The 12,763-nt window shown below is 57.3% G+C and carries 10 protein-coding genes; 7 read left to right on the plus strand and 3 right to left on the minus strand.

Annotated features, from left to right (window positions below):
- Positions 1 to 18 precede the first annotated feature (18 nt).
- From ELR57_RS20735 to groL, 5 genes are all read left to right on the plus strand, one after another.
- Positions 19 to 270, plus strand: coding sequence for a twin-arginine translocase TatA/TatE family subunit (locus ELR57_RS20735; protein ID WP_126961003.1), 252 nt, complete (start codon positions 19 to 21; stop codon positions 268 to 270).
- A gap of 74 nt (positions 271 to 344) precedes the next feature.
- Positions 345 to 1,157: a twin-arginine translocase subunit TatC gene (gene tatC, locus ELR57_RS20740; RefSeq protein WP_126961004.1), complete on the plus strand. Its 813-nt coding sequence runs from the start codon at positions 345 to 347 to the stop codon at positions 1,155 to 1,157.
- Positions 1,158 to 1,936: 779 nt separating this feature from the next.
- Entirely contained in the window at positions 1,937 to 3,217 is a 1,281-nt protein-coding gene (locus tag ELR57_RS20745) for a methyl-accepting chemotaxis protein (protein ID WP_158630112.1), read from the plus strand.
- A gap of 219 nt (positions 3,218 to 3,436) precedes the next feature.
- Positions 3,437 to 3,721, plus strand: coding sequence for a co-chaperone GroES (groES, locus tag ELR57_RS20750; RefSeq protein WP_126961006.1), 285 nt, complete (start codon positions 3,437 to 3,439; stop codon positions 3,719 to 3,721).
- Between the two features lie 75 nt (positions 3,722 to 3,796).
- Positions 3,797 to 5,434 (plus strand): chaperonin GroEL, encoded by a 1,638-nt coding sequence (gene groL / locus ELR57_RS20755; protein WP_126961007.1) that lies wholly within the window; start codon positions 3,797 to 3,799, stop codon positions 5,432 to 5,434.
- Between the two features lie 178 nt (positions 5,435 to 5,612).
- On the opposite strand, the gene ELR57_RS20760 is transcribed toward groL, so the two are convergent.
- Both ELR57_RS20760 and ELR57_RS20765 read right to left on the minus strand, forming a co-directional pair.
- Positions 5,613 to 7,343, minus strand: a complete 1,731-nt coding sequence (locus tag ELR57_RS20760) for a methyl-accepting chemotaxis protein (RefSeq protein WP_126961008.1) — start codon at positions 7,341 to 7,343, stop codon at positions 5,613 to 5,615.
- A gap of 166 nt (positions 7,344 to 7,509) precedes the next feature.
- Positions 7,510 to 8,421 (minus strand): aminoglycoside phosphotransferase family protein, encoded by a 912-nt coding sequence (locus ELR57_RS20765; RefSeq protein WP_158630113.1) that lies wholly within the window; start codon positions 8,419 to 8,421, stop codon positions 7,510 to 7,512.
- A gap of 133 nt (positions 8,422 to 8,554) precedes the next feature.
- Here ELR57_RS20765 and ELR57_RS20770 point away from each other — a divergent pair, with 133 nt between their 5' ends.
- Complete coding sequence (locus tag ELR57_RS20770) at positions 8,555 to 9,625, plus strand: hypothetical protein (protein ID WP_126961010.1); 1,071 nt, start codon at positions 8,555 to 8,557, stop codon at positions 9,623 to 9,625.
- 69 nt (positions 9,626 to 9,694) lie between these two features.
- On the opposite strand, the gene ELR57_RS20775 is transcribed toward ELR57_RS20770, so the two are convergent.
- Complete coding sequence (locus tag ELR57_RS20775; RefSeq protein ID WP_126961011.1) at positions 9,695 to 11,635, minus strand: ABC-F family ATP-binding cassette domain-containing protein; 1,941 nt, start codon at positions 11,633 to 11,635, stop codon at positions 9,695 to 9,697.
- Positions 11,636 to 11,829: 194 nt separating this feature from the next.
- Here ELR57_RS20775 and ELR57_RS20780 point away from each other — a divergent pair, with 194 nt between their 5' ends.
- Positions 11,830 to 12,648 (plus strand): hypothetical protein, encoded by an 819-nt coding sequence (locus ELR57_RS20780; protein WP_126961012.1) that lies wholly within the window; start codon positions 11,830 to 11,832, stop codon positions 12,646 to 12,648.
- Positions 12,649 to 12,763: the final 115 nt, after the last annotated feature.

Here is a 12,763-nt window from a genome sequence, read left to right on the forward strand (position 1 = left end):
GGAACAGGAGGCGTTACGATGGGTGGCATCGGCGCTACAGGATTCATTCTGCTCGTGATTGTTGCATTGCTGTTGTTCGGACCTAACAAGCTGCCGGAGCTGGGCAAGGCGTTCGGCAAGACCCTTCGCGAATTCAAGAAGGGCGCGAACGGCATTATGGACGACGAACCCGCTGCGGCGCCTCGCCGCGTGGAAGTCGCCGCATCGGATGCCGGCGGTCATGAAGTCGTCGTCGAGCAGCCAAGAGCGGAGAGACGTCTTCCGGAATAAGATCAACGGTACGAAGAAGAGGGCGGCTTGCCTCAGAAGCCGCCCTGATTGCTTGTCAGGGAGGATTCGCACATATGGCGACAGAAGGCACGGGCTCGCGCGGCGCTTCTAAGGAAGGCGGCTGGATGCCGATAATGGCTCACATCGGTGAGCTTCGCAAGAGAGTGATCGTCGTGCTGATCGTGTTCGTGCTCGGAGTAGTAGGCGGCTTGTTCTGCGCGAAGCCGATCTTCGATTATCTGGTCGAGAATACGCCGGCAGGTCGCATCGAATTGCATGCTTTCTCGCCGTGGGATGCTATCGGCTTGTATATGAAACTAGCTTTCATCGTCTCCTTCGTAGTGGCGATTCCGTTCACGATCTTTCAGCTGTGGTCCTTCGTCAAGCCGGCGCTCGGAGAGAAGGAACAGCGGGCTACGCTTCGTTATGTCCCCGGAGCCTTGTTCATGTTCCTGGCGGGATTGGCATTCGCCTATTACATCGTGTTTCCGATGGCTTACGGCTTTACCGAAGGGTTGACGCACAAGATGGGCATCGATTCGATGTACGGGGTCAATCAATATTTCTCCTTTATGTTCAATATCGTCTTTCCGTTAGGCGTCTTGTTCGAACTGCCCGTCGTGATTCTTTTCTTAACCCGGATCGGCATCCTGAATCCGATCGTCCTGAAGAAAATCCGCAGGGTCGCATGGTTCCTCATGATCTTGGTCGGCGTAGTCATTACCCCGCCGGACGTCATCTCCGATCTGCTCGTGGCGCTTCCTCTTGTCGCGCTGTATGAAATCAGCGTGTTTCTCTCGAACATGGCCTTCAAGCAGCGTCAAGCGAAGCTGCGGGCGATGGAGCTGGAGGACGAAGAAGATTATCGAGGCGCTGCTCGAACATGAGCGAATAGCCGGAATGGCAAAGCCCGCAGGCGCGGCCCGATAAGGGGCGGCGCCTGCGGTTTTTTTTGAGGGATTCGGAATTTAGGGGTTCCAAGCTTTGGCGTTATCTTCGTCACCGCTCTGTAACGGAAATTTGAGACGCTTAGGTGAGCGATATCGCCGCTTTTGAATTTTAACGGAATTTAGAGACGCTTATTCGGCTTGTTTTTTGGTTTATGGGGACTTTTCTCCGTGTAAGGGTCTCGAATTTCCTTTAGAGAGAGAAAGGCGGTTTTCGAGGCCGATAAGGGTCGTAAATTTCCGTTACAGAAAATCAGAGTGCCGGAGTGTGGAGTGTCAGAGTGTCAGAGTATCGGTGTGCCAGCGTCGGTGTGCCGGAGTGTTGGAGCGTCGGAGTACCGGGAGTGCCGGAGTGTCTGTAGTGCCGGAGTGTCGGAGTGTCGGAGTGTCGGAGTGTCGGAGTGTCAGAGTGTCAAAGTATCGGTGTGCCAGCGTCGGTGTGCCGGAGTGTTGGAGTCGGAGTGTTGGAGTGCCGGAGTGCCGGAGTGTCTGTAGTGCCGGAGTATAGGAGCGTCGGAGGGAGCGCTAGGCGTTTCCGGCAACCGGAAAACGGAGCCGGGGGGAGAGGCGGGTAACGAGCGGGAATCGACCTAAATGCCTATTTTTCGATATTCCAAGGAATGGATTTATGGTACACTAGGAACACATGCATGACAGCGTTTACATAGTAAACCTCATAATTTCTTGCTGTTGTTCGAATGTCGAAGGGGGACGTTGGGATGGAGAAATCGGGAATGGGATTGGGAAGAAAGGCGCAGCTGCTGTTCCTGGGAGTCAGCTTGCTTCAATTGGTCAGCGCCGGACTTGTCATTACGGGCGTTAACATGTCGTCGAACAAGGCTCTTGTCATTCTGGTATCGGTTATAGCGGTTGCGAGCATCGCCGTCGTCGGGTGGGCGGTCCGGCATCTGAACAAGTCGGTCATCGATCAGATCGGCAACGTGACGGGAGCGCTGAAGAACATCTCGTCGCCGAACGGAGGAGACCTGACCAGGCGAATCGTCGTACAAACCAAGGACGAAGCGGGCGATCTGGCCAGCGCGGCCAACGTCATGCTGGACAGCCTTCAGAAGATGATGAAGGAACTGAGGGGAAGCACGGCGGAGCTGGCGGCAGCCGCCATCCAACTGAAGCAAGGGGCGGACGAGAACGCTCGCGTGAGCGGGGAAGTGTCCCGAGCGGTGGAGAAGGTGGCCTCGGGAACGGCTACCCAAGTGGCGAAGTCGCAGCAGATCTCGGCAGTCATGCAAGAGACAAGGGAAGGATTGGGCCAGGTCGCCGCCACGACGACGGGTGCCTCCGACGCAGCCGTCTCCACGCGCAGCCGGGCGGAGGGAGGAGCGGCGCAGCTTCAGACCGCTTCTAAGGATATCCGGGAGGTAGAGGCCTCCTTCCGTTTGCTGCAGGAGATGGTTAGAAGCTTGAACCAGAAGTCCGAGCAAGTGCTGGAGGTCATCGGTTATATCTCCGAGGTGTCCAATCAGACGCACTTGCTCGCCCTTAACGCGGCGATCGAGGCCGCCCGGGCCGGGGAGCATGGAAGAGGCTTCGCGGTGGTTGCCGGCGAGATCCGCAAGCTGGCCGACCAGACGCAGCAATCCGCCGTGCAGATCGGAGATACGCTTCAGTCCATGTCGCAGGATATCGCGGACGCGGCAATCAAGTTCGAAGCCAACTCGGAGCAGGTGTACGGAGCGGTATCCGGCATGAAGCAGGCGGAGGAATCGTTCAACGGAATCGTCGGAGAAGTCAGCACGCTGAGCAGCAACATTATCGAAGCGGCGGCATCCATCGAGCAGATGTCGGCCGGAAGCGAGTCGGTTGTGCTGTCCATCCAGGATATCGGACGGGTGACGGAGGAGACCGCTTCGTTCACGGAGCAGGTCGCATCCATGACCCTGCAGCAGACCAAGTCGAGCGGCGCGATGGCGGAGACGGCGGACAAGCTGAGCGAGATGGCTTCCCGGCTCAAGGCGATGGCCGGACACTTCCGGACGTGAATGTTTCGACGAAGCTTGGGATAGAATGGAAAACGAGCGCGACTGCGCAGACCCGGGATAACGATCGGGTCTGCTTTTTTTAACGGAAAAGGGCTTGAAAACCAAACGCAAAATCAGTATCATAAGAGATGGTTATTAGCACTTTACATCAACGAGTGCTAACAGGTGGCGAATCCCACCATATTAACAATGAACCTATTCACAAAGGAGGCTTTTTTCATGATCAAACCTTTGGGTGATCGCGTACTTGTTGAAGCGAGTGCCAAGGAAGAAAAAACCGCAAGCGGTATCGTCCTGCCGGACACGGCGAAGGAGAAGCCGCAAGAAGGAACTATCGTCGCGGTGGGCAGCGGCTCGCTGAACAAAGACGGAGCTCGCGTAGCGCTTGAAGTCAAAGTGGGAGACCGTGTATTGTTCTCCAAGTATGCAGGAACGGAAATCAAGTACGAAGGCAAAGAGTACTTGATTATGAAGGAAAGCGACATTCACGCCATCGTAGGCTAATCCCTGCGAAGGACGACATAAGTTCGATCTGATTACGTAACGCCAGGAAGATATTATCGAGGAGGGTTATTCGTAATGGCTAAGGAAATCAAATTCAGCGAAGACGCGCGCCGCGCGATGCTTCGCGGCGTAGACTCGCTTGCCAACGCGGTTAAAGTGACGCTTGGACCGAAGGGCCGCAACGTCGTTCTGGAGAAGAAGTTCGGATCTCCGCTGATCACGAACGACGGGGTTACGATCGCGAAGGAGATCGAACTCGAAGACGCATTCGAGAACATGGGCGCACAGCTCGTTAAGGAAGTCGCTACGAAGACGAACGACGTTGCCGGCGACGGTACGACGACGGCTACCGTTCTGGCTCAAGCGATGATCCGCGAAGGCCTGAAGAACGTGACCGCGGGCGCTAACCCGATGGTCGTTCGCAAGGGTATCGACAAGGCTGTCAAGGCAGCTGTCGAAGAGCTCAAGAAGATCTCCAAGCAAGTCGAAGGCAGCTCCAACATCGCGCAAGTCGCTGCGATCTCGGCTGCGGACGACGAAGTCGGCCAACTGATCGCGGACGCGATGGACAAAGTCGGCAAGGACGGCGTCATCACCGTCGAAGAGTCCAAGGGCTTCAACACGGAACTGGAAGTCGTTGAAGGCATGCAGTTCGACCGCGGTTATGTATCTCCATACATGATCACGGATACGGACAAGATGGAAGCCGTTCTGGACAACCCGTACATCCTGATCACCGACAAGAAGATCTCCAACATCCAAGAGATCCTTCCGGTTCTGGAGAAGGTCGTACAATCCGGCAAGCAGCTGCTGATCATCGCGGAAGACGTTGAAGGCGAAGCTCAAGCGACGCTGATCGTCAACCGTCTGCGCGGCACGTTCACTTGCGTAGCCGTCAAGGCTCCTGGCTTCGGCGATCGCCGCAAGGCTATGCTGGCTGACATCGCGGCTTTGACCGGCGGCCAAGTCATCACCGAAGAGCTCGGACTGGAACTGAAGTCTACTTCGATTGGGCAGCTCGGTACGGCTCGCCAAGTTCGCGTCAACAAGGAGAACACGATCATCGTTGACGGCGCCGGCGACACGAACGACATCCAAGCTCGCGTGAACCAAATCAAGGCTCAAATCGAAGAAACGACTTCCGACTTCGATCGCGAGAAGCTTCAAGAACGTCTGGCTAAGCTTGCTGGCGGCGTAGCTGTCATCAAGGTTGGCGCAGCGACCGAAACCGAACTCAAAGAGCGCAAGCTCCGCATCGAAGACGCCCTGAACGCAACCCGCGCTGCGGTTGAAGAAGGCATCGTCTCCGGCGGCGGTACCGCACTCGTGAACGTATACCATGCCGTTGCCGCCGTACAAGCGGAAGGCGACGAGAAGACGGGCGTGAACATCATCCTTCGCTCGCTGGAAGAGCCGATCCGCACGATCGCTGCCAACGCCGGCCAAGAAGGCTCCGTTATCGTCGAACGCCTGAAGAAGGAACCGGTTGGCGTAGGCTACAACGCGGCTTCCGGCGAATGGGTCAACATGTTCGAAGCCGGCATCATCGATCCGGTGAAGGTAACTCGCTCCGCGCTCCAGAACGCTGCTTCCGTAGCGGCTATGTTCCTGACGACCGAAGCGGTTATCGCCGACAAGCCTGAGCCGAAGGGCGCGGCTGCTGCCGGCATGCCTGGCGGCATGGGCGATATGGGCGGCATGGGCGGCTTCTAATCGAAGCTCCAAGGGCTTCAAACCGAAGTCCAAACAACATAGAGAGATGGACCGAGGGCGACCTCGGTTCATCTCTTTTTGTTTTGGAGGGAATGACCGATTCGGTCCTTAAACGAAGAAAATCGCCAGTCCATCGTCTAAGCTTCAGACGGAGGACTGGCGATTTCGTATTTCGTTTTTACAGCTTGAACTGGCTGACGGACGCCTTCAGGCTATTGACGACCGTCTGCAGCTGGTCGGCCGCGTGAGAGATGCTCTCGCCGAGAGCAAGCTGCTCTTCGGTTGCGGCGGCGACGGTCTGCGCCTTGCCCGCTACCTCGCGGGAAGAGTTGGTCGACTGCTCCATGCTGGCGGCAACCTCTTCCGAGCTGGCGGACATCTGCTCCGTGATGGCGGAGGTCTCGTGCACCTGCTCGACGACTCTCCGGACGGCTTCGTGGATGCTGGAGAAGTCTTCGGCGACGTCTTCCATCAGAGCGCTGCCCTTCTGAGCCTGGGTGACCGTTCCGGCCATGAAGGACGAGGCGCGGCTGATCTCGTCGCGGGTCTCGTTGATCAGGGTGCTGATGACCTCCGCGGACTCGAGCGAGCCGGCGGCCAGCTTGCGGATCTCTTGAGCGACGACGGCGAACCCTCTGCCGTGCTCGCCGGCCCTTGCCGCTTCGATGGAAGCGTTCAAGGAGAGAATGTTGGTTTGGTTGGCGAAGTCGGTGATATTCTCCGTAATCTCGCCGATCTTGTCCGACTTGTCGTTCAGGTTGGCGACGATGGCGGACAATGCTTGGATGGCTTGCATAATCTCATCGAGCTGCTGCTTCAGGCTTAGCATGTGCTCGTTGCCTTCGTCGACTTGACCGGCGGCCGTCATCGACAGATCGGAGATGGAATTCGTGTTCTCCGCGATTCGCTGGATGCCGGCGGACATCTCTTCGACAGCGCGGCTTGTCTCCTCCGCGATAGTCGCCTGCACCTCGACCTGCGAGGTCACTTCTTGAATGTTCTCGGCGACATGATTGGTCGTCGCGGCCGATTCCTTGGCGCTCACCGACAGCTCGACGGCGGACGCGGAAACGCTCTGGGTGTTGTTCGAGATCTTGGTGACCAGCTCGCGAATCCTCTCGATCATCGTATCCATCGAGCGGTTCAGCTCGCCGAATTCATCCTTGGCGTACTTGGGCATTCTCTCGAAGTGAAGATTGCCTCCGGCCACCATCTTCGTCTTGCTCTGAAGATTGCTGATCGTTTGATTCAGATGGCGAAGCGTGTAGAAGCCGACGGTAATGATCGCGATCCATTCGATGAAGAGCACGATGTACATGCTCCACGTATCCGTTTTCTTCTTGTCGTTAATGGCGATGGTCTCGGCCTGGATATATTGATCCAGCAGATCGCTTAGGATGTCGATCCCTTTGCGGCTATCGGAGAAGATCGCGCTAAGGGCGATCTCGTCTTCCGCCTTCACGGGAGAACGATTCTGGATATTGGCAGACGCTTGCTTGGACCAAGCCTCGAAGCCGTTCTCGTATTGAGTGAATGCATCCGCCGCGGTCTTCTGGCTTCCGCTTTCGACGAAGTCGAGCAGTCCGGCTTTGCCGAGGATCGTCTTGGCTTGCCCGATCCGTTCGTTCACTTGGCCGATGTTCTCGTTAAAATCATTGAGCTTCGCTTCGTAGTTCTCGTCCGAAAGCTCGGCCAAGCGAATAAGATCGTAATCGTCGATCGCCTGATAGAAGTCGCGGTCTGCGTTAACGATAAGATTGTTCGCCTTGTAAGAGACCTCATACAGACTATTGTTAAGCCGCTTGATGTTCGATGAGTTAAGGCTCAGCAGATAAAAAGCGGTTGCCACGAACAGAATGATAGGAACCAGGAACAGCAGCGCTAACCTTACTTTGACGGACAAGTACATGAATTTTCTCCCCTTAATGGCGATGATAGATCTATTCGTGATGCGGTAGATAATATATCGGTATTACGGAGCTTTTTGTAGAGCACTTTCCGAAAATAGGCTGCCGAAAAGGCCTATCCAAAAAAAGACAGGAGCTTCCCGCGGGAAGACTCCTGTTTGCCGTCTCTTATAGAATCGCATGCAAGCCCTCCGCGAGCCGGATGGCAGACTCCAGATCCCCGGCTCCGTCCTCCAGGAACCATGCCGCGGATAGAACGCGATGGCAGAACGTCCACTCGGCGATCCGCCTCGGGTTCAACCCCATCTCTTCCGAGAAGATCTCGATTCTCCGGCGGATAAGGGCAATGGATGCCGTTAGATCCTCGGGAAGGTTGTTCAGAAGAAAAGGCACCGTGCCGTAGGCGGCTTCCCCGATGATGCCCTTGGGGTCGATCGCCTTCCATTCGCCGCCGGAAGACAGAATGTTGTCGTGGTGTAGATCCCCGTGCAGCAGCAGAGGCTCCTCCAGCGTACGGTGCAGCTCCGCGAATCGGATCTCCGCTTCGGCGACAAGCCGTTCCGGGAGCGGCCCGGTCTCCCCGCCGTTCCGCGCCCGCAACCTCTGGAGTCCGAGGGACCACATCTCGGACGTCGGGAAGGCGAACTCGCCGGGCGAAGGTGCGGGGAGGCGAAGCGATAACAGCAGGCGCGCGGTAATCCGCGCGGCTTCCTCGTCGTCTCGAACGGACTTGAGAGTGCGGCCGGGCTCCAGCCGTTCGAGCAGAAGGATGCCTCGCGCCGGCTCGGCATCCAGCAGCCTCGCGCCTCCTAGGCCGGTGAACCTCCGAAGGGCTTCCGTCTCCATAGGCAGCTCGGGATCTTCGGGAACCCGAAGCTTCAGCACGGCCGCCTGCCCGTTCGGAAGAAGCGCGGGCGCGACATAATTGAAGCTAAGCGGATAATCCGAAGGCAGCAGCGTCAACCCCCATCTCCGCTCGCAATACCGAAGGAGTTCGCCGAAGCCGGCCAGCCACCGCTCTCCCTTTTCCCCGTGTACCTGTTTGATCGTAGACGCAAGCGTCTCCGGAAGTTTCGCCATCGGAACCATCCCTTCCTTAGGAAGTCAGTCATTCGAATCCCCAAATCCAACTAGATAAATGGAAGATTTCTACTATAATCAAATCATGGCGGATTTAATTGGAAAATGCAAAATCCCGTCGCAGGAGGAACGCATGTTTCGCAAGACGACAGAAGAGGATTACTACGAGCTGCAGCTTATCGCCCGAAACCGATTGCATCCAAGCGGATTACCCGTCTTTTTCCTAGGAGTCTTGTTCTTCGAAGCGAGCCTGTTCGGCGCTACCCTGTTCGGGATGAAGATGAGCGAGTATGTGACCGACCCGATCTGGCCCAAGATCAACGCCATGAACTGGTGGATCTTCGCCGTGCAGCTGATTCCGACGCTCGGATTCCTTAACAAAAGAATAAGATATCGGCATCAGACGCTGCAAGCCGTTCTCTTAGTCGTTACTGCGTTCGTCTTCTCTATCTCCGCTTATTCGTTTTTCTTTCTCATCTGCGAAGATTCGCGTTCCCCGGATTGGGTATCCCGCATGGGAGGAATCGCTCTGGCAACGGGGGGCGCCTTGCTGATCTACAGCGCAATCAGAGGCTTCTGGAGGGTACGGAGGGGCGAGTTCCGGAAGGGCGGCAAGCTTCTCTACGACTTCCAGAATAAGAAGAGCGCCGTCGCGGTGCCGCTCATCTGCGCTTTTACGGTGCTTGCCCTATGTTTCGGCAGGTACGCGAATGCGGAGGGGGATATCGAATCGCTGAGCCCTCTAGGCATGCTCGTCATTTGCATCCTGCTGCAGTATGCGATCGCGTTGGTTCTGCCCGAGTTTATTCTGTTGGCTTATTGCAAAATGAGATTCAAGTCCTTCCGCATTGCCGCGCCGCCGGGATTGTTCACGGAAACGGAGCTTCGGCGGATGAACGAACCTGGGAAAATGAACGGCTGGTCCATGCCGATCCGAACCTTGAAGTTCTGGGCGGGCTGGAACATGCAGGGCAAGAAGGCATCGTTCGGTTCGTTATTCGCCGTATGGACCGAAGCCGCGGGGATCGTCCTGCTTCTGCTCCTCCTCTTATTTGTATCTTATGAAGACGGAAGGGCAACCCTGCTCGATGACTTCGGAGGCTTCTTGCTAGCTTCTGCCGTGATCAGCTATGGAGTTTCCCTAGCCTTGCTGTTACCGCTGCAGTTCGTTCTATGGATGGTCAAGCTGTTTTTCAAGAAATAGGAAAAGGCCAATCATGTTCATTCATCACATGATTGACCTTTTTGCGACCTGCAACTTCTTAACCCAAGCTCAGGAGCGGTTCTCCTTCTGGGCGGCGATCTTCTCCGCCAGTTCGTTCAGCTCCGTCCAGCGCTCCAGGAGCTTATCGAGCTTCTCCTCAAGCTGACGCTGCTCCTCCATCAATTCCTGAAGGCGTACCGAGTCGCTGCCGGACGCTTCCATCTGGGCGGCGATCCCGTTCAGCTTCTCTTCCGCTTCGGCGATCCAGCCGTCGATCTGCTCAAAGTCCTTCTGATCCTTGTAGGACATCTTCAAGGCGCGTTCCCGTTCGGCCGGCTTCGCTGAAGCAACAGGAGCAGAATCGTTCTTGATCTTCGCCCCCGCATCCCCCGGCGCAGCGCCGGAAGAACCCGAACGAGCCTGCCGTTCTTCGTAATCGGAATAATTGCCTTCATGCTTCGAGACGACGCCGTTGCCTTCGAAGGCCAGCAGACGGTCGACCGTCCGATCCAGGAAGTAGCGATCGTGAGAGACGACGAAGACGACGCCGGGGAAGTCGTCGAGATAATCCTCGAGGACGTTCAAGGTGGCGATGTCCAGGTCGTTGGTCGGTTCGTCCAGGAGCAGCACGTTCGGCGCTTCCGTCAGGACGCGGAGCAGCTGAAGGCGCCGCTTCTCGCCGCCGGACAGCTTCGAGATCTGCGTCCACTGCATGGCCGGCGGGAAAAGAAAGCGTTCGAGCATCTGGCCGGCGGAGATCGACTCGCCTTCCGCCGTGCGAATCTGCTCCGCTCCTTCGCGGATATACTCGATGACGCGCAGATTGCCGTCCATCTCCTCGTGCTCCTGCGAGAACCAGCCGAGCTTGACGGTCTCGCCGAGCTCCACCGCTCCGGAATCCGGCTGCAGGCGGCCCGCGATCATCTTGAGCAGCGTGGACTTGCCGCTGCCGTTGCGGCCGACGATGCCGACGCGATCTTCGGGTACGGCGATGTAGCTGAGGTTGCGGATCAGGGTCCGGTCTCCCATTCGCTTGGTCACATCGCTGAGTTCGACGATCTTCTTGCCCAGCCGGGTGGAGGCGACGGACACCTCCAGCTTGCCGTTTCCGCCCTTGGGCGCCTGCGCCTTCAGCGCTTCAAAGCGGTCGATCCGCGCCTTCTGCTTCGTCGAGCGCGCCTGAGCGCCGCGGCGAATCCAGGCAAGCTCGTTGCGGAGCAGGTTCTGCCGCTTGGCTTCGGATGCCGCTTCCCGCTGCTCGCGTTCCAGCTTCAGCTCGAGGAATCGGCTGTAGTTCGCTTCATAGAAGAACGCCCGGCCTTGGTCGAGCTCGATCACGCGGTTGCTGACGCGGTCCAGGAAGTAGCGGTCGTGGGTGATCATGAGCAGCGCGCCGCGGCGCTTCTGCAGCATGCCTTCCAGCCAGGCGACGGAATCGTTGTCGATATGGTTCGTCGGCTCGTCGAGGATAAGCACGTCGGAAGGCTGGAGAAGAGCAGCCGCCATCGCGACACGCTTGCGTTGGCCTCCGGACAGCGTATCCACGATCGCTTCCGGATCTTCGATGCCCAGCCGGCCGAGCGCGGTCTTGGCTTCGCTCTCCAACTGCCAGGCGTCCAGCTCGTCCATTCGCTGATTGGCTGCAATCAGCCGCTGTTGAAGTTTCTCGTCTTCGGGCTTCCGATTCAGCGCCTCGAGAGCCGCGGCGTATTCGCGCACGGCCGAGAGCTGCGGGGTGTTCCCGCCGAGAACATGCTCCAACGCGGTTTCGCCCGGAATAAACGCGGGATCCTGCGACAGCATGCGGACGCGAACCCGGCTGCCGACGCTGACCGCTCCCGAATCGGCCGGCTCCAGGCCGGCTATCACCTTCAGGAAGGTCGACTTGCCGGTGCCGTTCACGCCGATGATTCCGATCCGGTCGCCATCCTCGACTCCGAAGGTGACATCCTCGAACAGAAGCTTCTCCCCATGGGATTTCGTTATATGCTCAATGGACATTAAATGCATGATTCTACCTACTTTGCGAAAAAATTCGTTGCTCAACCTCTCTACTATACCATAATTCCTTCTTTTTATAGGGCATAACCGACCTCGGACGGATTGGCTAGAACGGGACAAGAGGATATAATACTACAGGGACTATTTCCGATTGCCGCAGCTTTCGCTACAATAGAAGTAACGGAAAGATCGGGGGATATGCAATGACAGAATACATATTCGGGGTGGACGGGATGATTGCCTTCTGGCTCATGCTCGTCTGGGGAATCGCGGTATACCGCGTCGGCAGGATTCCATACTCGACGAATTATGCCCATATGAGAAGACGAGCCTTCGGCGCGTTTCTGTTCGTGTTGCTGGGAGTGGCGCTGGTCGCGCTTCGCATCGCGACGGGATTGATGGAGTGGCCGTCGACCGGTTGGAGGGAGTGGCACAGCCGCTTCGTCGTTCAGCTGATTCCGATCGTGCCGATCTGCGTCTTCGTGATTCGAACCTCGGTACTCCGGCTGTGGACCTTGTTCGCGGGAGTCGAAGCGAAGGAAGAGGTCATCGTCCATCTGGACCAGCCGCTGGATGCGCCGGCCCGGAGAAAGGCAGCCGATCCGGCGCTTACGGTGCCGATTCAATTGATGGCGTTGGTCTCCTTCCTCGCGTTCTACCTAACCTGCGTAGCGGCGGAGCCGATCGGCTGGATCAGCGCGGCATGCATGGTGCTGCTTCCGGCGCTGTCCATCAGCACGCTGCAGAACCGCGCGAAGAAGAAGAGAAGAAGGATCGGAAGGGTCGACTGGGTGCTGCCCAGCTTCGTCTCCCGTACCTCGCGCGGCACCTTCGCTTTGGCGGTTATCGCGATAGGGCTTACGATCTGGATGGCGATGGTGTCCGACGACGAGCCGCTTCCGGGGCAGAACGAAGTCGGCGGCAAGAGCACGCGGATCGATTCGAATTCCGAGCTTGTCTTCGACGGGGCTAAGGTACCCAAGGTAGAGGATTCCCATTTTAACTTCGATGTCACCGATTAATCCGATTACCTGCGCAATGGACTGAAATCATTCGGCACTCGATCTCGGACGTTCCGGACAGGAGCGGCGGGAGACGGGTGCTTTCTGCATTCAAGGCAAGGAGGAGAAGTAAACA

It is taken from the genome of Cohnella sp. AR92 (assembly GCF_003990975.1).
Taxonomy (GTDB): domain Bacteria; phylum Bacillota; class Bacilli; order Paenibacillales; family Paenibacillaceae; genus Cohnella.